Genomic DNA, 19549 nt, shown 5'->3' with positions numbered 1-19549 from the left:
TCGCGGAGGACGCTGCCGGCCTTTCAAAGCGGGCCGACAGGAGGTAGAATCGCGTCCTCTTTCAGTCAGGTCGGAAACGAGGCGGGACAGACATGACCTTCGTTGTTGGTGAACAGTGTATCAAGTGCAAGCACACGGACTGCGTGGAAGTCTGTCCGGTCGACTGCTTCTACGAGGGCCCCAACTTTCTGGTCATTCATCCCGATGAGTGTATCGACTGCGCCCTCTGCGAGCCGGAATGCCCGGTCGACGCCATCTACTCGGAGGATGAGCTGCCCGAGGACCAGCAGGTGTTCCTGGAGCTGAACGCCGAACTGGCGGAAATCTGGCCCAACATCACCGAAATGAAGCCCGCACCCGCGGATGCCGAAGAGTGGGCCGGCAAGCCCAACAAGCTGGCCCTGCTCGAGCGCTGAAGCGCGCCGCGCGCTTAATTGAATAGCGAGTCGCCTGTCAGCCCCTGGTTTTCCATCAGGTGGCGCAGGCGGCGCAGCGCTTCCACCTGGATCTGCCGCACCCGCTCCCGGGTGAGGCCAATCTCACGCCCCACCTCCTCCAGTGTACTGCTCTCGTGACCGCGCAGGCCAAAGCGCCGGGACACCACCTCGCGCTGTTTTTCACTCAGCTCGTCCAGCCAGTAACTGATACTGTCGCGAATATCGTCGTCCTGCAGCAATAGCGAGGGATCCGAGACGTGGGTGTCGGCAATGGTTTCGAGGACCGCCTTTTCGGAGTCCGGCCCCACCGGCAGGTCGATCGAGGTGACACGCTCGTTGAGGCCCAGCAGGCGCTTGACCTCCTCCACCGGCTTGTCCAGGGTCTGGGCAATCTCCTCCGCGGAGGGCTCGTGATCCAGTTTCTGGGTCAGCTCCCGGGCCGCGCGCAGGTAGACGTTGAGCTCCTTGACCACGTGAATGGGCAGGCGGATGGTGCGGGTCTGGTTCATGATGGCCCGCTCGATGGTCTGTCGGATCCACCAGGTGGCGTAGGTGGAAAAGCGGAACCCGCGTTCCGGATCGAATTTCTCCACCGCCCGGATCAGCCCGAGATTGCCCTCCTCGATCAGGTCGAGCAGGGTGAGGCCACGATTGATGTAGCGGCGGGAAATCTTGACCACCAGCCGCAGATTGCTCTCTATCATCCGTCGCCGACCCGCCTCGTCGCCACTGCGGGCCAGGCGCGCGTAGTGCTTTTCCTCGTCGGCGGACAGCAGTGGCGAGAAGCCAATCTCGTTCAGGTAGAGCTGGGTGGCATCCAGGGACTTCTCCGGGCAGCGCGCGCTGCGGGCGCGCTCAAACTCCTGCTCGTCGCGATCGGCCTCGGCGTCCTGACTGCTCGCGCTGTCATCACTGCCAAAGGCCAGGGCACCCTGATCCTCCGAGCCCTCGTCCAGTTCCTCGCTATCCTCCTGCTCGAAGTCGGCGGGAGCGGCGGCGGGGGGTGGGCCCCCATTGCGCCGCGCACCGCGCGATGAGGATGCCTTTCCGGAACCGCTTCTTGTTGTTTTGACGTCCATGGCCACACCTCGTCCGCTGTGCTCGGGCTGAAGCTGATTGCTGCCGACTTGACAGACTACTCCAGACCCACATCACAAGACAAGCGCGACCCGCGCGGCCCTCAACGACGCGGCAGCAGCCCCAGGGGATCCACCGGCTTGCCCTCGCGGCGAATTTCAAAGTGCAACTTGACGCTGTCAGTGCCCGAATCGCCCTTCTCGGCAATCTGCTGACCGGCGGCAACGCTGTCCCCTTCGCGCACCAGCAAGCGGTCGTTGTGACCATAGGCGCTCAGATGGGTGTCGTCGTGCTTGACGATGATCAACTCGCCAAAACCGACAATGCCGGTACCGGCGTAGACCACCTGTCCCGGTGCCGCCGCGCGCACCGGATCACCGCGCTGACCGTCAATATCGACCCCCTTGTGCACCGTGGAAGAGAAGCCCCGGGTGACGCGCCCGTCACTGGGCCACTGCCAGCGACTCACGGGACCCGTGGGTGCGGGACTTGGCGCCGGTTTCGGGGCCGGCGCCGGTGATGTCGAGGCAGGCGCAGACGGGGCGGGTGCTGTGGCCGCCGCAGGCTCCCGGGCGGGCGAATCACCCGCGGCTGGCCCCACCGGCGCAGCGGGATCGCCGCTGCGCGGCATCGGCTCCGGTGTCAATCCCGAACCGGGCCCTGCGCCGCTATTGACCGGCGCCGACCCGGGGGACGCCGGGCGCACAATCACCTGTCCCGGCGCCGGGCGCGAGTCGCCGGCCGGTGCCACCGCCACCCGCTGCGGCGCCTTCGGTGGCGGTGCCGGATCTTCCGCGCCGCGTACCAGGATGCGCTGCCCGGGATAGATGGTATAGGGCGCGGGGATAGCGTTGATGCGGGCGACCCTGCGGTAATCCAGGCCAAAGCGGAAGGCGATGGAATACAGGGTGTCGCCGGGCGACACGGTATAGAATTCCCGCGGGTCCTGGACCCGTGCGGGGCTGCGCCGATCCTCGATCGGTGCCGGCGCATGTGCCACACAGGCGCCGAGCAAGAGCAGCCCGAGCAGCGCCGGCAGCCGATACACCAGCGCCGCCTTCATGACTGCCCCCAGCGCCGCTCGAGCCACCAGACCAGGAGAAAGCCCCCGACCATCAACAGCAGGCAGGGCAGCAGATAGGGGTCGGCGCCCAACTCGGCGAAGGCGCCGGGGGAGACCGGCACTTCCTGTACCGGGCGCGGTTCACCGTCGCTCCCCATCACCCAGCTCAAGGGGCGCTTCCAGGGCCAGACCACCAGCAGCGAGCCCGCCAGGAAGCCGGTGAGCAGCGCCATGGTCAGGGCGTGATAGTGGCGCAGCAGCCAGTGCAGCAGGCGCGAAAAACAGAGCAGCCCCGAGCCCGCACCGAGGGCGAACACCAGTAGCACCTCCGGCTGCAGGTCGCGCAGCGCGCCCAGGATCGGCGCATACATTCCCAGCAGCACCAGGATAAAACTGCCGGAAATCCCCGGCAGGATCATGGCACAGATGGCGATAAACCCGGCCAGGAAGACACTGAGCAGGCCTGGCTCCACGGGCGCCAGGGTCGGCGAGAGGGCCACCACCGCGGCGAGGCCTGCCCCCGAGCCCAGGGCCAGCCACTGCCCCGGGCGCCAATAGGCTACCTGGCGCAGCACCACCAGCGCGGAGGCCAGGATCAGGCCGAAGAAAAACGCCCACAGGGGCACCGGATAGTGGGCCAGCAACCAGCTGATCCCCCGCGCCAGGGTCACCACACTGGTGAGGATGCCGGCCAGCAGCGCGGCCAGAAAGTTGCCGTCGACATGCTGCCAGGCGGAGCGCCACTGACCGCGCAGGAGCATGCGCAGGGCGACCAGGTCGAGGCAGCGCAGCGCCGCCAGCAAACGATCGTAAATACCGGTGATGAACGCCATGGTGCCGCCGGAGACGCCGGGCACGATGTCAGCGGCTCCCATCAGTGCACCGCGCAGATAGATCCCCCAGAGTGTCATCGCGCTACTTCACCGTGCCGGGACGCAGGGGCACGAAGCGCACCGCGTCGACGATGCGGGTATCGAAGCCCTCGTGACTGCGGGTGACAACCTGCAGGTGCTGGGCACTGCCGCCGACGGGAATCACCAGGCAGCCGCCGGGGGCCAGCTGCTGCAGCAGTTCCTCCGGAATCGTCTCGGGGGCCGCGGTGCTGAGAATGCCGTCGTAGGGGCCTTCCTCGGCCCAGCCAAAGTGACCGTCGGCATGCCGGTAACGCACGTTGCGCAGTTTGAGCTGGCGCAGGCGTTGGCGGGCGCGTTCCTGCAGGGGGCGAATGCGCTCCACCGTAAATACCTCATCCACCAATTGGGCCAGCACGGCGGTCTGGTAGCCGGAGCCGGTACCGATTTCCAGCACCCGCTTGCGCGGACCCAGTTCCAGCAACAGCTCGGTCATGCGGGCAACCACCCAGGGCTGGGACAGGGTCTGCTGAAAGCCGATGGGCAGGGCGATGTCCTCGTAGGCGCGGTGGGCCATGGCCTCGTCGAGGAACAGATGGCGCGGCGTGCTGCGCAGCACATCCAGCACAGCCTGGTTGCGAATGCCCTGCTCCGCCAGACGCGCCACCAGGCGCTCCCGGGTACGCTGGGAGGTCATGCCGATTCCGCTGAGATCATGCTTGCTCACTGATCTCGCCCCTGTCCCCATAGTCCACCAGTTCCGCCAACACCGATGTGGCGTAGCCACCGGGCCCCAAACTGAAGCCCAGTCTCAGCCCGCCATCATCACAAAACTGCCAGGAAAAGTCATCCGGCCACAGGCGGGTGCGGCGCCAGTCGAGCTGCAGACCCTGGGCTTCCAGAAAGCGACACAGGGCGAGGTCTTCCTCGAGCCAGGCCAGCTGCCGCTGCCACTGGGCTTCACTCTGGAGCACTTTGCCCCGCCCCCAGAGCGGCAGCCCCGGGTGGAGGTCGCCACTGGCGCAGCGCCGGGCCAGTTCGGCGTCCACCTCGGGGCAGGGAAACAGACTGCGGGAGCCGTGCAGCATGCCGACATCGCCGGCCTCGAGCTGGTTCCAGCTGCCCGCCTCGACGCGTCGTGCCAGCAGCCGGTTGAACAAACTGGCGCGCAGGGCTGACAGGTAGAGGCCGCGCCGCCCCCGGGAGACCCGGCGGCCGGATCGCGCCGCCCAGTCCCGGGCCTGCCGCTCGGTATTGCCACCGCGGCCAAAACGCTGCTCGCCAAAATAATTGGGCACGCCCTGCTCGCGCAGGCACTGCAGGCGCGCCGCCAGGGCCTCGGGCTCCGCATCGCAATCGCGCAAATGCAATTCGAAGCGGTTGCCCCGGTGCACGCCCCGACGCAATTTTCGCGGGTGCCGCGTCAGGTCGAGCACACGCACCTCGCCGGCCACCTCGAGAGCGCTCCAGTCGGGCTCCGGACGGCCGGCGAGACGCACACTGAACCACTGGCGGGTCAGGGCGTGGCGGTCCTTGAGGCCGCTGAAACTGATATCCACCAGGGGAATACCGCTCAGGTCGGCCAGGCGCTGCTGCAGCTCGGCGGTATTCAGGCCGCGCTTCTCCAGGTAGAGAAAGGCGTGTTCGCCCTCCCCCTCGGGCTCGAAGCCGAGTTCCTCGATTACCACGAAGTCCTCGGGCACGGCGCGCAGGGTGGCGCGACCCAGCAGTTCGCCATGGGCGCGCGGCAAGGGCCCGCTCACGACCCCTGCTCCGCCAGCAGCACCACCGCGTGGGCGGCAAGCCCCTCTTTGCGGCCCGCAAAGCCGAGGCCCTCGGTCGTTGTCGCCTTGATATTGACCTGCGCCGGCGCCACCCTCAGGTCCGCCGCCAGGTGCTCGCGCATGGCCGGAACGTGCCCCGCCAGCTTGGGCGCCTGGGCGATCACGGTGCTGTCGGCGTTGACCAATCGCCAGCCGGCACGCCGCATGTCCGCCACCACGCGGCGAAGCAGGAGGCGGCTGTCCACCCCGGCCAGGGCCGGATCGTCGTCGGGAAAATGGTGGCCAATATCGCCGCGGCCCAGGGCCCCGAGCAGGGCATCGCAGAGGGCGTGGATGAGCACGTCGCCATCGGAATGGGCAATCAAGCCCTGGCTATGGGGGATACGTACGCCGCCGATCACCACATGGTCGCCGTCACCGAAGCGATGAACGTCGTAGCCGTGACCAATGCGCATGTCACTCATGCTGTCGCTGCCTCTGTCAGGTAGAGCCTGGCCAGCGCCAGGTCGGCGGGAACTGTCACCTTGATATTGCGCGGATTACCGGCCACCACCTGCACCGGGTGACCGGCCCACTCCATCGCGGAGGCCTCGTCGGTCACCTCCACGCCGGCGGCCAGCGCGCGCTCCAGTGCCAATTTCAGCTCGCCCAGGCGGAACATCTGCGGGGTCTGCGCGCGCCAGAGATCCGCGCGCGGCACCGTGGCCTGGACACGCCCCCGGGCATCGACCCGCTTGAGGGTATCCACTACCGGCAGCGCCAGCAGCGCGCCGGTCGCGGTCGACCGCACGCGCTCGACCAGGCCCTGCAGGTCATCCTGCGAGAGGCAGGGGCGCGCGGCGTCGTGAACCAGAACCCAGTCCTGGGGCGCCGCCTGCTCGGCCAGCGCCCCCAGGGCCGCCAGGACGGAGTCGGCCCGGGTCGCACCACCGTGGATCAGCCTCGCCCGCGGCTCGCTGGCCAAAGCCCGGGCACGGTGGTCACCGGCCTGCACCGCGACACAGACGCCGGCGATATCCGGCAGCTGCAACAGGGCTTCCAGGGCGTGGCGAATGAGTGGCTTGCCGGCCACTTCGAGATATTGCTTGGGCAGCCCGGCCGCCATGCGACTGCCGCTGCCCGCCGCGGGAATCACCCCCCAGCAACGCGATTCACTCATCGTCGTTAGCGTCCGCTGCCGGTTCCGCGTCCTGCTGGAACTGGTAAAACACCTCGCCCTCGCGAATCAGTCCCAGCTGCTCCCGGGCGCGCTGCTCCAGGCCTTCCTTGCCGGACTTCAACTCCAGAACGTCGCGCTCGATCACCGCATTGCGGGCGCGCAACTCCGCGTTGAGCGCTTCCTGCTCGACCACTTCTTCGCGCAGACGTGCGCGCTCCGCCAGGCTGCCCTCGGCAAACCACAGGCGGTACTGCAACACCAGCAGCAGCAGGAGCAGGCCCAGCAGGAGGAGGCGCATGTCAGCGCTGGCGCGGGAACTCGGCCAGCCCGCGGTAGGGGGCGCGCCCCGCCAGTTCCGCCTCGATCCGCAGCAGGCGGTTGTACTTGGCCACGCGGTCGGAACGGCACAGGGAGCCGGTCTTGATCTGCCCCGCGGCGGTCGCCACCGCCAGATCGGCGATGGTGGCGTCCTCGGTTTCCCCCGAGCGGTGGGAGATCACCGCGGTGTAACCCGCCTTGCGTGCCATGGCGATCGCATCCAGGGTCTCCGAGAGGGAGCCGATCTGGTTGAACTTGATCAGGATGGAGTTGGCCACGCCCTGGTCGATTCCCTGCTGCAGGATCTTGGTATTGGTCACAAAGAGGTCGTCACCCACCAGCTGCACGCGCTCGCCGATCTTGTCCGTCAGCAGCTTCCAGCCGGCCCAGTCGGACTCGTCCAGGCCGTCCTCGATGGAAATGATCGGGTGATCGCTGGACAGTTTGTCCAGGTAATCGGCGAACTCGGCACTGCTGAAGCGCTTGCCCTCCCCGGAGAGGTCGTAGACGCCGTCGCGGTAAAACTCGGAGGCCGCACAGTCGAGGGCCAGGGTGATGTCCCGGCCCAGCTGGTAGCCGGCCTTGCCCACCGCCTCGGCAATGACCTCGAGGGCGGCCTCATTGGAAGGCAGGTTGGGGGCGAAGCCACCCTCGTCTCCCACGGCGGTGTTCAGGCCCCGGGCGGAGAGCACCTTCTTCAGGTGGTGGAAAATCTCGGCGCCGGCGCGCAGGGCCTCGGCGAAGCTGGGCGCAGCCACTGGCTGGACCATGAATTCCTGGATATCGACGTTGTTGTCGGCGTGCTCGCCGCCGTTGAGGATATTCATCATCGGCACCGGCATGGAGTATTCGCTGCTGCCATTGAGCTCCGCAATGTGCTGGTAGAGCGGAACCTTGCGCGCCTGGGCGGCGGCCTTGGCCGCGGCCAGGGACACGGCGAGGATGGCATTGGCGCCGAAATTCGCCTTGTTCTCGGTACCATCGGCTTCGATCATGGCGTGGTCCAGCTCGCGCTGCTGGGATGCATCGCGGCCCTGCAGCAGGCTCCGGATGGGCCCGTTGACATTGCCCACCGCCTTGAGAACGCCCTTGCCCAGATAGCGGGCGCTGTCGCCATCGCGCAACTCGAGTGCCTCGCGGGAACCGGTGGAGGCCCCGGAAGGTGCACAGGCCGAGCCCACTTCGCCGCTGGCCAGGGTGACTTCCGCCATTACCGTCGGGTTGCCCCGGGAATCCATGACCTCGAAGGCCTGAACGTTTGCGATACTGCTCATGCGATTCAACTCCAGTGATCTGTCAGGAAATATTCACGGGGGGGAGCCCCTTGACCAGCGTGTCCACCGCCTTGACCTGGGCCAGGAAGGGCTCCAGCTGGTCCAGGGGAAGCGCGCTCGGCCCGTCACAGAGGGCCTTGTCCGGGTCGGGATGCGCCTCCAGGAAAAGCCCGGCCAGGCCCACGGCGACACCCGCGCGAGCCAGCTCCGCCACCTGGTGGCGGCGCCCGCCGGAGGCGGCACCGCCGGGATCGCGGCACTGCAGGGCGTGGGTCACGTCGAAAATCAGCGGGATATCGCCGCAGGCCCGTTTCATCACGCCAAAACCGAGCATGTCGACGACCAGGTTGTCGTAGCCGAAGTTGCTGCCGCGCTCGCACAGCAGCAGCCGCTCATTGCCGCACTCGCGGAACTTCTCCGCCACGTTGGCCATCTGCGAGGGGCTCAGGAACTGCGGCTTCTTGATATTGATGACCCGGCCGGTAGCGGCCATGGCCGCTACCAGGTCCGTCTGGCGGGCGAGGAAGGCGGGCAGCTGCAGAATATCGCAGACCTCCGCCGCGGGCGCCGCCTGCGACGGCTCGTGAACGTCGGTAATCACCGGAACGTCGAACTCCGCCTTTACCGCCGCCAGGATCTCCAGGCCCGCTTCCAGGCCGGGGCCGCGGTAGGAGTGGATCGAGGAGCGGTTGGCCTTGTCGAACGAGGCCTTGAACACCCAGGGGATTTCCAGGCGCCGGCAGACCTCGGCGTAGTGGGCCGCGACCTTCAGCGCGAATTCCCGACTCTCCAGCACATTGACCCCGCCGAGAAGAACCAGCGGGGCATCGTTGGCCACCGGAATACCGGCGACATCAATCACGGGGGCTGACATGTGCTTCTCCCTGGCCGAGCCCGCGGGGGCTCACGAGGCCTGCGCGTGCGCCTGGGCAGCGCGTATGTAACTGGTAAACAGCGGATGGCCGCCCCGGGGCCGCGAGGTGAACTCGGGGTGGAACTGGCAGGCCACAAACCAGGGATGGCCGGGCAGCTCGATCATTTCCACCAGGGAGCGGTCGGCGGACCAGCCGGCCACACGGATGCCGGCATCGGTCAGGGTCGGCAGATAGTTGTTGTTGATCTCGTAGCGGTGGCGGTGGCGCTCGGTGATGGTGTCGTTGCCGTAGATCTCGCGCACCTGCGAGCCGGGTTCCAGGTGGCAGGGCTGCGCACCCAGGCGCATGGTGCCACCGAGATCGGAACTCTCGTCCCGCTGCTCCGTGGAGCCGTCGGCATTCTGCCACTCGGTAATCAGGGCCACGATGGGGTAAGCCGTGGACGGGTCCATTTCCGTGGAGTGCGCCCCGGCCAGCCCGCAAACGTTGCGTGCGTACTCGATCAGCGCCACGTGCATGCCCAGGCAGATCCCGAGGAAGGGAATGCGGTTCTCCCGCGCGTAGCGCACCGCGGTAATCTTGCCTTCGACGCCGCGGTCGCCGAAGCCACCGGGGACCAGGATGGCATCGGCCGTTTCCAGCACGCCGGTGCCGTCGCGCTCGATGTCCTCGGCATCAATGTAGTCGACCCGCACGTTCACCAGGGTCTGCAGGCCCGCGTGCTTGAGTGATTCATTGAGGCTCTTGTAGGCGTCCAGCAGATCCATGTACTTGCCGACCATGGCCACCCGCACGGTGGCCGCGGGCGCGGCAAACTCCCGACGCAGGACATCGTCCCACTCGCTCAGGTCGGCCTCGGGGCAGTCGATACGGAAACGCTCCACGACGAAGCTGTCGAGGCCGTGCCCGTGCAGCATACCGGGAATGCGGTAGATGGAATCGGCGTCGAGCAGGGGAATCACCGCGCGCTCCTCGACGTTGGTAAACAGGGCAATTTTCTTGCGCGCGCTCTCGTCGATATCCACGGTGGATCGGCAGAGCAGGATATCCGGCTGCAGGCCAATGGAGCGCAGCTCCTTGACCGAGTGCTGGGTAGGCTTGGTCTTGATCTCCCCCGCCGTGGCGATGTAGGGCACCAGGGTCAGGTGCATCAACAGGGCGCGGCTGGCACCGACCTCCACCTTGAGCTGTCGGGCCGCCTCAAGGAAGGGCAGGCTCTCGATGTCGCCCACGGTACCGCCAATCTCGACAATCGCCACGTCGGAGTCACCGGCACCGAGAATCACCCGGCGCTTGATCTCGTCAGTGATGTGGGGAATCACCTGCACGGTGCCCCCCAGGTAGTCTCCGCGACGCTCTTTCTTGAGCACGGTGTCGTAGACACGGCCGGTGGTAAAGTTGTTGGAGCGGGTCATGCTGGCGCGGGTAAAGCGCTCGTAGTGCCCCAGGTCCAGGTCGGTCTCGGCACCATCCTCGGTGACGAAGACCTCGCCGTGCTGGAAGGGGCTCATGGTGCCCGGGTCCAGGTTGATGTAGGGGTCGAGTTTGAGCAGGGTGACCTTGAGGCCACGCGCCTCGAGTACTGCCGCCAGCGAGGCGGCGGCGATCCCCTTGCCCAGGGAAGACACCACACCACCAGTGACGAAAACGAAACGCGTCATGCAAAGCCTATTTACGCTGTAGTTACGGGCATTCAGGCGCAAACCGGCGGTGACGGGCGTAGCCTCGTGACGCGGTATGCAACCTGCGGAAAGATGGGGCGTCAGATTAGCAGAAAGCCCCTGCTGACTCAATCCGCATGCGGCGATAACGGCCCTTTCGGGGTAGCCAGGGCCGGCGTCCAGCGGGGCCGCCAGCAGCCCTCGCCACCCCGCGCGCAGTAGCGGCTGCTCTGGCTCAGCCACAGGTCGCCCACCGCCAGCAGCTCATCCCCCAGGTAGAGCAGCGGCAGGCGCTGCCGCCACCAGGGCGGCACCCCCGCATCCTGCAGCAGCGTCTTCAGCCGGCGGTGACCCGCGCGACCGGGCAGCAGCAGACGCTCGCCGCCGCGGCGCCAGTGCAGCCGCAGAACCTCCCCCGCCTCGAGGCGCAAAGCCGGACCCTCGGCCGCCGGCTCGAGCGCCAGGGAGCCCGCGGGCAAGGCGACACGCGTCCCGGGCACCAGCGTCGCGGGCGGGCCACACTCGGGCAAGGTGGCTGGCAGCAGGAACACCGCCCCCGCAAAACGCTCCAGCACCCAGGCGCCCCCGCAGAGACGCACCCGGTTGCCATCACCGCGCAGCTGGCGCAGGAACTCCTTCAGGGGCCGCGACTCCGGCACCAGCAAGCCGCGATCCCGCAGCCAGCGGCGCAACTGCAGCGACGCCACGGCATCCTCCGCCGCGAGCAGCGTGTCGAGGGACAGCCCGACATCGCCAAAACGGTTTATCCACAGGGGCAATGGCGGCAGCAGGGACTCGAGGGCACGGTCCGCGTCCTCGAGGTGGCCGGCCGCGCGCACGAGAGAGGCGACGCTGTCCGGCCACCGCGATGCCAGCAACGGCATCACCTGCTGGCGGAGAAAATTGCGATCCTGGCGCAGGTCGCTGTTGGACGAATCCTCCACCCAGGTCAGCCGGTGCCGCCGCGCGTAGGCTTCCAGCGCCGTGCGCCCCCAGGGAAGTAGCGGCCTCACCAGGGTGCCGCGCCCCATCGCGCGCTGCCGCGGCATGCCCTGCAGACCGGCCAGCCCGCTGCCGCGCAACAGGCGCAGCATTACGGTCTCCGCCTGGTCGTCGCGATGGTGGGCAAACAGCACGACCTCCCCCGGGGCCATCCCCGCTTCCAGCGCTGCATAGCGGGCATGGCGGGCATCCGCCTCCAGCCCCGCCCCGCTGCTGGAAACACTGACTGTCGGCTGGCGCAGCGGGACACCCAGGCTTCGGGCCAGCTCACCGCAATGCGCCGCCCAGTCGGCGGCGTCGGCTTGCAACTGATGATTGACGTGTATCGCCAGCAGGGGCGGCGCCAGTGGCCGCTGCTGGCGATAGACCGTCAGCAGGTGCAACAAGACCGTGGAATCCAGCCCCCCGCTCCAGGCCACGCGCCAGCGCGGCGCCCCCTCGTGGGGCGCCAGCAGGGGAATCAGCGCGGTGTAATCGAGATCCGCGGGGCCCATGGGACGCCGCCGTGCGAGGCGGCTCAGTTGCCGTAGGACATCAGACGCTGGTAGCGCTGTTCCAGCATCTGGTCGGTGGGAATCGCGGAGAGCTTCTCGAGCTGGGTGACCAGGTGCGACTGAATGCGCTCGGCCATCCTGTCGACGTCGCGGTGGGCGCCGCCCATGGGCTCGGGAATGGTGGCATCGACGATGCCCAGGTCCTGCAGTACGGAGGAAGTCACCCCCATCGCCTGGGCCGCATCCGGCGCGTGTTCGCTGCTCTTCCAGATGATGTTGGCGCAGCCTTCCGGGGAGATCACGAAATAGGTCGAGTACTGCAGCATCGCCAGGTGATCGCCGACGCCGATCCCCAGGGCGCCGCCGGAACTGCCTTCGCCGATCACCACACAGATGACCGGCGTGGAAAGGCGCGACATCACCGCGAGGTTCTGGGCAATGGCCTCGCTGATGCCGCGCTCCTCGGAATCGATGCCGGGGTAGGCCCCCGGGGTGTCGATCAGGGTGATCACCGGCATGCGGAAGCGCTCGGCCATCTGCATCAGGCGCAGGGCCTTGCGATAGCCCTCGGGCTTGGGCATGCCGAAGTTGCGCATGACCTTGTCCTTGACCGCCCGCCCCTTTTCCTGGCCGATGACCATGACCGGGCGACCCTGCAGCCGCGCGGTGCCGCCGACAATGGCGCGGTCATCGCCGAAGTGGCGATCGCCGTGCAGCTCGTCGAAATCGGTGAAAATCCGCGGAATGTAGTCCAGGGTATAGGGCCGCTGCGGATGCCGCGCGACCTTGACGATATCCCAGGCACTCAGGTTGGAGTAGATCTTCTCCGTCAGCTTGGCGCTCTTCTCGCGCAGGGTGCGGATTTCCTCGCTGATGTTGATGTCCGCGTCCGACCCCACCAACTGCAGCTCTTCGATCTTGACTTCAAGCTCGGCAATGGGCTGTTCAAAATCAAGGTAGTTGGGGTTCATGCACACTCGGCTCGGCAGATACGTGGAAGGGGGAGTTTACAAAAATAATCGCCCCGGCACCAACGGCGCGGCGCGGAGTCACCCTCCCACCAGGCTGATCATCACCCCGGCGGCCACGGCGGAGCCCACGACGCCTGCCACATTCGGGCCCATGGCATGCATCAGCAGGTAATTGTGGGGGTTCGCCTCGAGCCCGACTTTGTTGCTGACCCGCGCCGCCATCGGCACTGCGGAAACACCGGCAGAGCCGATCAGCGGGTTGACCGGTGTCGTGCTGAAGCGATTCATCAGCTTGGCGATCAGGATGCCGGAGGCGGTACCGATGGCAAAGGCCACCACCCCGAGACCGAGAATGCCGAGGGTGTTGAGGTCGAGGAATTTGTCCGCCACCAGCTTGGAGCCCACCGACAGGCCGAGAAAAATCGTGGTGATATTGATCAGGGCATTCTGCGCCGTCTCGCTCAGGCGCCCGACCACGCCACTCTCGCGCATCAGGTTGCCGAAGCAGAACATGCCCAGCAGGGGCGCCGCCGCCGGCAACAGCAGGGCCACCAGTATCAGCAGCAGCAACGGGAATACGATCTTTTCCCGCCGCGAGACCACGCGCAGCTGCGTCATCTCAATGCGACGCTCCGCCTCACTGGTCAGGGCGCGCATGATCGGTGGCTGTATCAGGGGCACCAGGGCCATGTAGGAGTAGGCCGCCACCGCGATCGGGCCGAGCAGGTCGGGCGCCAGCACGCTGGAAACATAGATGGCGGTCGGCCCGTCGGCGCCGCCGATGATGCCGATCGCCGCGGCGTCGGCGAGGCTGAAGTCCATCAGCCCCAGGGTACTCAGCCCCACCGCCCCCAGCACCGTGGCAAAAATCCCGAATTGCGCCGCGGCGCCGAGGAACAGCGTGCGCGGGTTGGCCAGCAGGGGGCCGAAGTCGGTCATCGCCCCGACCCCCATGAAGATCACCAGGGGCGCCACGCCGCTGGCAATCGCCACGCTGTAGAACACGTGCAGCATGCCGTCGCTGAAACCTGCACCCCGGGCCACCATGGTCGCCTCGTGCAGCAGCATCGGCGGCGCCTCGGCCAGCACCTTGAACAGGCTGTCTGCGTGCGCCGTATCCGCTCCCAGCACCCGCGCAATATCCGCCAGCACGGCGGGGTCACCGCTGTGCAGGGCCGCCTCTGCCGCGGACCAGGCGAGGCCGCCGCCGGGAATGTTGGCCAGGATGCCGCCGAATCCGATCGGCACCAGCAACAGCGGCTCGAAGCCCTTGCGAATGGCCAGGAACAGCAGGACCAGCCCAATCGCGATCATGATCGCCTGGCCGGGCTGTATGTGCGCGAGGCCAGTGGCGCCCCAGAGCTGCAACAGATTGTCCATGGATCAGCCCAGGGTAATCAGGGGATCGCCGACAGCCACGCTGTCGCCGGCCTTCACCTCGACCGCCCGCACCTGCCCGGCGGCGGGCGCACGCACTTCGGTCTCCATTTTCATGGCTTCCAGGACCACGATGACCTCGCCGCTTTCGACCGCATCGCCGGCGGCCACATTGACCCGTACGATGTTGCCGGCCAGGGGGGCCGGCACCGGCTTGCCCCCGCTGTCGCCGCCCGTCTGATTGGCGGGCGCCGCCTCCGCAGGTGCGGACGCGGCGGGCTGCAGCTGCTGGATGTCGCCGCCCTCGCTGACTTCCACCACGTAAGCCTGGCCGTTGACGTTCACGGTATAAACCGCAGCGCCCGCCTCCCGGGCGGACCGGTCTTGCGCCTTCGGTGCTGTCGCCGGCGCGGCCGTCGCCTCGCTGTCCGGGGCCGGCTCGAAGGCCTCCGGGTTACCGCGGTTGGCGAGGAACTTCAGGCCGACCTGGGGAAACAGCGCGTAGGTCAGGACGTCGTCGATGCGCCGCTCGTCCTCCGCCAGGCGGATATCCTGCTCCCGGGCCAGCGCCTCCAGCTCGTCCTGCAGGCTTTCCAGCTCGGGTTCCAGCAAGTCCGCCGGGCGACAGGTCACCGGTGCATCGCCCTCCAGCACACGCTGCTGCAGGGATTCGTTCACCGGCGCCGGCGTGGCGCCGTATTCGCCGCGCAGCACGCCGGCGGTCTCCCGGGATATCGACTTGTAACGTTCACCGGTGAGCACGTTGAGCACCGCCTGAGTGCCGACGATCTGGGAGGTCGGCGTGACCAGGGGAATATAGCCAAGTTCCTCGCGCACCCGCGGGATCTCCTCCAGCACCTCGTCCATGCGATCGATGGCACCCTGCTCGCGCAACTGGTTTTCCATGTTGGTAAGCATGCCCCCTGGCACCTGGGCCACCAGGATCCGCGAATCGACCCCGCGCAGGGAACCTTCGAACTTTGCATACTTGCGCCGCACCTGGCGAAAGTACGCGGCAATCGCCTCGAGGCGGTGAATGTCCAGCCCGGTATCCCGGTCTGTCCCCTCGAGTATGGCCACCACTGACTCCGTGGGGGAATGCCCGTAGGTCATGGACATGGAGGAGATGGAGGTATCCACGTTGTCGATACCGGCCTCGACGCACTTGAGAATGGTGGCCGTGGACAGCCCGGTGGTCGCGTGGCACTGCATGTGAATGGGAATGCTGCAGCTTTCCTTCAGCCGCCGCACCAGTTCGTAGCCCTCGTAGGGGCGCAGCAGACCCGCCATGTCCTTAATGGCGATGGAGTCGCCCCCCATGTCCTCGATGCGCTTGCCCAGGTCCACCCAGGTGTCCAGGGTGTGCACTGGGCTGATGGTGTAGGACAGGGTGCCCTGGGCGTGGCGGCCCGTCTCCTTCACCGCCTGCAGGGCCACCTCGAGATTGCGCATGTCGTTCATGGCATCGAAGACGCGGAAGACATCCACCCCGTTGACCGCCGCCCGCTCGACGAACTTGCGTACCACGTCGTCGGCGTAGTGCCGGTAGCCGAGAATGTTCTGGCCGCGGATCAGCATCTGCTGCCGGGTTTTCGGCATGGCCTTCTTCAACTCGCGGATCCGCTCCCAGGGATCTTCACCGAGATAGCGGATACAGGCATCGAAGGTGGCACCGCCCCAGGACTCCACCGACCAGAAACCGACTTCGTCCAGCTCGCCGGCAATCGGCAGCATGTCCTCGAGACGGAAACGGGTTGCCAGCAGTGACTGGTGGGCATCGCGCAGCACGACATCGGTGATGCCCAGCGGCTGTTTGCTTTTGGCCATGGTCTCAGTGCCTCTGTGAACGGTGTTGGTGAAGGGCGGCGGCAATGGCCGCGACCACTTCCGGTGCCGGAGCCCCTGCGGCCGGGGTGGAGGGCTGTCCGCTGCGCCGCGGCGCCGGTGCCGGCTCGGGCTCCGGGAACCAGCGCTGCATGACCCGGGCACTCAGGGTGACCGCGACCACCAGAAGCGTCAGGAACAGACCCACCGCGGTCATCCCGAACAACATCAGCTCGAAACCCCGCGCCATCAGACCCGTGTCCATGGGCACCCCCTCGGTACAAATAGATGACCCATCATAAAACAGGACCCCGGCCGCGCGCCAACCGCAACCGGGTCATGTCGGCAGCCCGCCCGGGACGGGTATACTGTGCCGCTTTATCCAACCGGGAGACCCCGACCCCATGCGCGTCATGCTTGCCCCCATGGAGGGCGTCATCGACCCCGCCATGCGCCGTCTGCTCACGGGGCTGGGTGGCGTGGACCGCTGTGTGACCGAGTTCCTGCGTGTCTGCGACCGCCTGCTGCCGCCGCGGGTCTTCCGCCGCCTGTGCCCGGAACTCGACCAGGGCGGCCGCACCCGCGCCGGTGTGCCGGTCTTTCTGCAGCTGCTCGGCGGTCAGCCCGCCCCCCTGGCGGAGAACGCCGCGCGGGCGGCGGAGCTGGGGGCACCCGGCATCGACCTGAACTTCGGCTGCCCGGCCAAGACCGTCAACCGTTCCGACGGCGGTGCCATCCTGCTGCGGGAGCCGGAGCGGGTGTCTGCTATCGTCGCCGCGGTGCGCCGCGCCGTGCCGGCGCAGATTCCGGTGACCGCCAAGATACGCCTGGGTTTCGAGGACCGCAGCCCCTTTCTCGACAACGTCCGGGCCATCGCCGAAGCCGGCGCCAGCGAATTGACCATTCACGCCCGCACCCGCCGCGACGGCTACCGGCCTCCGGCCTGGTGGGAGGAAATATCCCGCGCCCGGGAGGCCGCACCGGGACTGCCGATCATCGCCAACGGCGAGATCTGGAGCGCCGACGACGCCCGGCGCTGCCGCGAAGTCACCGGCTGCAGCGACCTGATGCTGGGCCGCGGTGCCCTCTGCCGACCCGACCTGCCGCGCCTGGTGGCCGCCAGCCTCCGCGGCGAGGCCGGCCCCGAGCCCCTGGCCTGGCGCGACATCCTGCCCCTGCTGGCGGAATTCCTGGACCTGAACCTGGCCTGCTACGATCGCGGGCACGCCGCCAATCCCTTCAAGCAATGGCTGGTCTATCTGCGCGCCTACTACCCCCAGGCGGCGCGCTTCTTCGAAGAGATCAAGCGCCTTCGCCAACCCGACGATATCGCCCGGGCCCTGGCGCAGGCGAGTGAAGACGCCTACCCCGATGACCGCGTCAGAGCTGCCTGAACGCGGTCAGCCCCACATGCAAGGACAAGACATGCACAAGACAATTCTCCACACCGGGCTGGCCTGCATGGCAACACTCTCCCTGCTCGCCGGCTGCACCGGTGAAGACCCCGCGACAGCCTCCGCAGGCGGCCCGAATACCGCCTGGCTGCACTGGGGCGGCGACGAGGGCGGCACCCGCTTTGCCAGCCCCGAGGATATCCATACCGGTAACGTGCACCGGCTGGAGCAGGCCTGGGAGTATCACAGCGGCGACCTCGAGCCCGGCAGCTTCCCCGACCCCTTCAATGCACCGGCCATGCAAACCACCCCGATACTGGCGGGAGACAGCCTGTTCCTCTGCTCCCCGCGCAACCGCGTGATCGCCCTCGACCCGGCCAGCGGCGAAGAGCGCTGGCACGTCGATGCCAATCCCGATATCCGCGGCCTCTACAGCGTGTCCTGCCGCGGCGTGGCCTTTCACCACGACCCCACCGCCGGGGCCGACGAAGCCTGCGCCGGCCGCGTGATCGCCGGCACCCTCGACGGCCGCCTGCTGGCACTGGACGCCCGCAATGGGGAACGCTGCCAGGATTTCGGCATCGACGGTGAAATCGACCTGAAGAGCGAACTCGGCGAGGTACGCCAGGGCGAGTACGCCATGACCTCGGCGCCCACCGTCGTCAACGACCGGATCGTGGTCGGCGCACAGGTCGCCGACCTGCGCCGCGCCGGGGTGCCCAGCGGCGTGGTGCGCGCCTTCGATGTGCGCAGCGGGGAAAAAGTCTGGAGCTGGGAGGCCGTGCCTCCGGGTCACGATCAGAGCCAGGGCTATACCCCCGGCAGCCCCAATGCCTGGGCCCCCTTCTCCGCCGACAGTGAACGCCGGCTGGTCTTCATCCCGACCGGCAACCCCACCGGCGACTACTACGGCGGCGAGCGCGCCGGCATGGACCACTACGGCAGCTCGATCGTGGCCCTGGATACCACCACGGGCAAACTGGTCTGGCACTACCAGACCGTGCACCGCGATGTCTGGGACTACGATGTGCCCTCCCAGCCGGTCCTCTTCGACTTCCCCGGCAAGGATGGTCCGATCCCCGCACTGGTGCAGGCGACCAAGATGGGGCTACTGTTTGTACTCAACCGGGAGACCGGCGAGCCACTCTTCCCCATCGAGGAGCGCGCGGTGCCCCAGGGCGGCCCCGCACCCGAGGCCCTGTCGCCGACCCAGCCCTACCCGCTGCTGCCGGAGGCCCTGCACCCCGACACCCTCACCGAGGAGGACATGTTCGGCTTCGTCTGGTTCGACAAACAGGCCTGCCTGAAGGAATTCCGCCAGCTGAACTATGCCGGCCGCTACACCCCCATCGGCACCGAGCCGACCCTGGTCTACCCGGGTTTCATGGGCGGCAGCAACTGGGGCAGCGTCAGCTACGATCCCCAGCGCAACCTGCTCCTGGCCAACACCACCCGGGTACCCGCGGTGATCGAACTGGTGCCCCGGGAAGTGGTCGACGGCCCCGACTACAGCGAGCCGGTGGAACGCCAGGAGGGAACTCCCTATGCGGTCAAGCGCCGCCCCTTCCTCTCGCCCCTGGGCGCCCCCTGCAACCGCCCACCCTGGGGCGTGCTCACGGCGATTGACATGAACAGCGGCAAGAAAGCCTGGGAAGTGCCCCTGGGCGGCACCCGCGATCTGGCGCCCTTCCCCCTGTGGCTGAATCTCGGTGTCCCCAACAGCGGCGGCTCACTGGTCACGGCGGGCGGCCTGACCTTCATCGGCGCCGCCACCGACAGCTACCTGCGGGCCTTCGAAACCGCCACCGGCGAAGAGCTGTGGAAAGCGCGGCTGCCCGCCGGCGGCCACGCCACTCCCATGAGCTATCGCTACCAGGGCCGTCAGTATGTGGTCATCGCCGCCGGGGGCCACCGCCACCTGGGCTCGCGCATGGGCGACGCCGTGGTAGCCTTCACCCTCGACTAAGTCGCGGGCATCGACACAGGGA

Annotated in this window: 19 protein-coding genes; 3 read left to right on the top strand and 16 right to left on the bottom strand. The window is 67.5% G+C overall.

From position 1 onward, the window contains the following. Window positions 1-92: 92 nt before the first annotated feature. Entirely contained in the window at window positions 93-416 is a 324-nt protein-coding gene (fdxA, locus tag ACYVGS_RS06995; protein WP_460587954.1) for a ferredoxin family protein, read from the top strand. 14 nt (window positions 417-430) lie between these two features. Here fdxA and rpoS read toward each other — a convergent pair whose 3' ends face one another. The 16 genes from rpoS to ACYVGS_RS06915 form a co-directional block, all read right to left on the bottom strand. Beyond that, window positions 431-1516, bottom strand: a complete 1086-nt coding sequence (gene rpoS / locus ACYVGS_RS06990) for an RNA polymerase sigma factor RpoS (protein WP_460587953.1) — start codon at window positions 1514-1516, stop codon at window positions 431-433. Window positions 1517-1617: 101 nt separating this feature from the next. Continuing rightward, window positions 1618-2577, bottom strand: coding sequence for a M23 peptidase family protein (locus ACYVGS_RS06985; RefSeq protein WP_460587952.1), 960 nt, complete (start codon window positions 2575-2577; stop codon window positions 1618-1620). After that, complete coding sequence (locus ACYVGS_RS06980) at window positions 2574-3488, bottom strand: DUF368 domain-containing protein (RefSeq protein ID WP_460587951.1); 915 nt, start codon at window positions 3486-3488, stop codon at window positions 2574-2576. Before ACYVGS_RS06980 ends, ACYVGS_RS06985 begins: the two co-directional genes overlap by 4 nt. A gap of 4 nt (window positions 3489-3492) precedes the next feature. After that, window positions 3493-4125, bottom strand: coding sequence for a protein-L-isoaspartate O-methyltransferase family protein (locus ACYVGS_RS06975; protein WP_460588152.1), 633 nt, complete (start codon window positions 4123-4125; stop codon window positions 3493-3495). Between the two features lie 16 nt (window positions 4126-4141). Further along, on the bottom strand, window positions 4142-5191 hold the full coding sequence (gene truD, locus ACYVGS_RS06970) for a tRNA pseudouridine(13) synthase TruD (protein ID WP_460587950.1): 1050 nt from the start codon (window positions 5189-5191) through the stop codon (window positions 4142-4144). Continuing rightward, window positions 5188-5667, bottom strand: a complete 480-nt coding sequence (ispF, locus tag ACYVGS_RS06965) for a 2-C-methyl-D-erythritol 2,4-cyclodiphosphate synthase (RefSeq protein ID WP_460588151.1) — start codon at window positions 5665-5667, stop codon at window positions 5188-5190. The genes truD and ispF overlap by 4 nt, the downstream gene beginning before the upstream one ends. Before the next feature lie 5 nt (window positions 5668-5672). After that, window positions 5673-6371 carry an IspD/TarI family cytidylyltransferase gene (gene ispD, locus ACYVGS_RS06960; protein ID WP_460587949.1) on the bottom strand — a complete coding sequence of 233 codons (699 nt, stop codon included), beginning with the start codon at window positions 6369-6371 and terminating at the stop codon, window positions 5673-5675. Further along, window positions 6364-6669 carry an FtsB/FtsL family cell division protein gene (locus ACYVGS_RS06955; RefSeq protein ID WP_460587948.1) on the bottom strand — a complete coding sequence of 102 codons (306 nt, stop codon included), beginning with the start codon at window positions 6667-6669 and terminating at the stop codon, window positions 6364-6366. The genes ispD and ACYVGS_RS06955 overlap by 8 nt, the downstream gene beginning before the upstream one ends. 1 nt (window position 6670) lies before the next feature. Beyond that, window positions 6671-7963 (bottom strand): phosphopyruvate hydratase, encoded by a 1293-nt coding sequence (eno, locus tag ACYVGS_RS06950; RefSeq protein WP_460587947.1) that lies wholly within the window; start codon window positions 7961-7963, stop codon window positions 6671-6673. 22 nt (window positions 7964-7985) lie between these two features. Further along, window positions 7986-8837 (bottom strand): DAHP synthetase I family protein, encoded by an 852-nt coding sequence (kdsA, locus tag ACYVGS_RS06945; RefSeq protein WP_460587946.1) that lies wholly within the window; start codon window positions 8835-8837, stop codon window positions 7986-7988. Window positions 8838-8867: 30 nt separating this feature from the next. Further along, entirely contained in the window at window positions 8868-10499 is a 1632-nt protein-coding gene (locus ACYVGS_RS06940) for a CTP synthase (protein WP_460587945.1), read from the bottom strand. 128 nt (window positions 10500-10627) lie between these two features. Further along, window positions 10628-11995: an adenine nucleotide alpha hydrolase family protein gene (gene tilS / locus ACYVGS_RS06935; RefSeq protein WP_460587944.1), complete on the bottom strand. Its 1368-nt coding sequence runs from the start codon at window positions 11993-11995 to the stop codon at window positions 10628-10630. Between the two features lie 23 nt (window positions 11996-12018). Beyond that, complete coding sequence (locus ACYVGS_RS06930) at window positions 12019-12966, bottom strand: acetyl-CoA carboxylase carboxyltransferase subunit alpha (protein ID WP_460587943.1); 948 nt, start codon at window positions 12964-12966, stop codon at window positions 12019-12021. 78 nt (window positions 12967-13044) lie between these two features. Beyond that, a complete protein-coding gene (locus ACYVGS_RS06925) occupies window positions 13045-14346 on the bottom strand; it encodes a sodium ion-translocating decarboxylase subunit beta (RefSeq protein ID WP_460587942.1) in 1302 nt (433 codons plus the stop codon). Between the two features lie 3 nt (window positions 14347-14349). After that, window positions 14350-16170, bottom strand: coding sequence for an oxaloacetate decarboxylase subunit alpha (oadA, locus tag ACYVGS_RS06920; protein WP_460587941.1), 1821 nt, complete (start codon window positions 16168-16170; stop codon window positions 14350-14352). Between the two features lie 4 nt (window positions 16171-16174). Continuing rightward, window positions 16175-16432: an OadG family protein gene (locus tag ACYVGS_RS06915; protein WP_460587940.1), complete on the bottom strand. Its 258-nt coding sequence runs from the start codon at window positions 16430-16432 to the stop codon at window positions 16175-16177. Window positions 16433-16571: 139 nt separating this feature from the next. Here ACYVGS_RS06915 and ACYVGS_RS06910 point away from each other — a divergent pair, with 139 nt between their 5' ends. After that, complete coding sequence (locus ACYVGS_RS06910; protein ID WP_460587939.1) at window positions 16572-17561, top strand: tRNA dihydrouridine synthase; 990 nt, start codon at window positions 16572-16574, stop codon at window positions 17559-17561. A 31-nt stretch (window positions 17562-17592) separates the two neighbouring features. Further along, window positions 17593-19527, top strand: a complete 1935-nt coding sequence (locus tag ACYVGS_RS06905) for a pyrroloquinoline quinone-dependent dehydrogenase (protein ID WP_460587938.1) — start codon at window positions 17593-17595, stop codon at window positions 19525-19527. The last annotated feature ends 22 nt before the right edge of the window (window positions 19528-19549 follow it).

The organism is Haliea atlantica (assembly GCF_054779855.1).
This window is presented reverse-complemented; position numbering and strand designations above follow the sequence as displayed.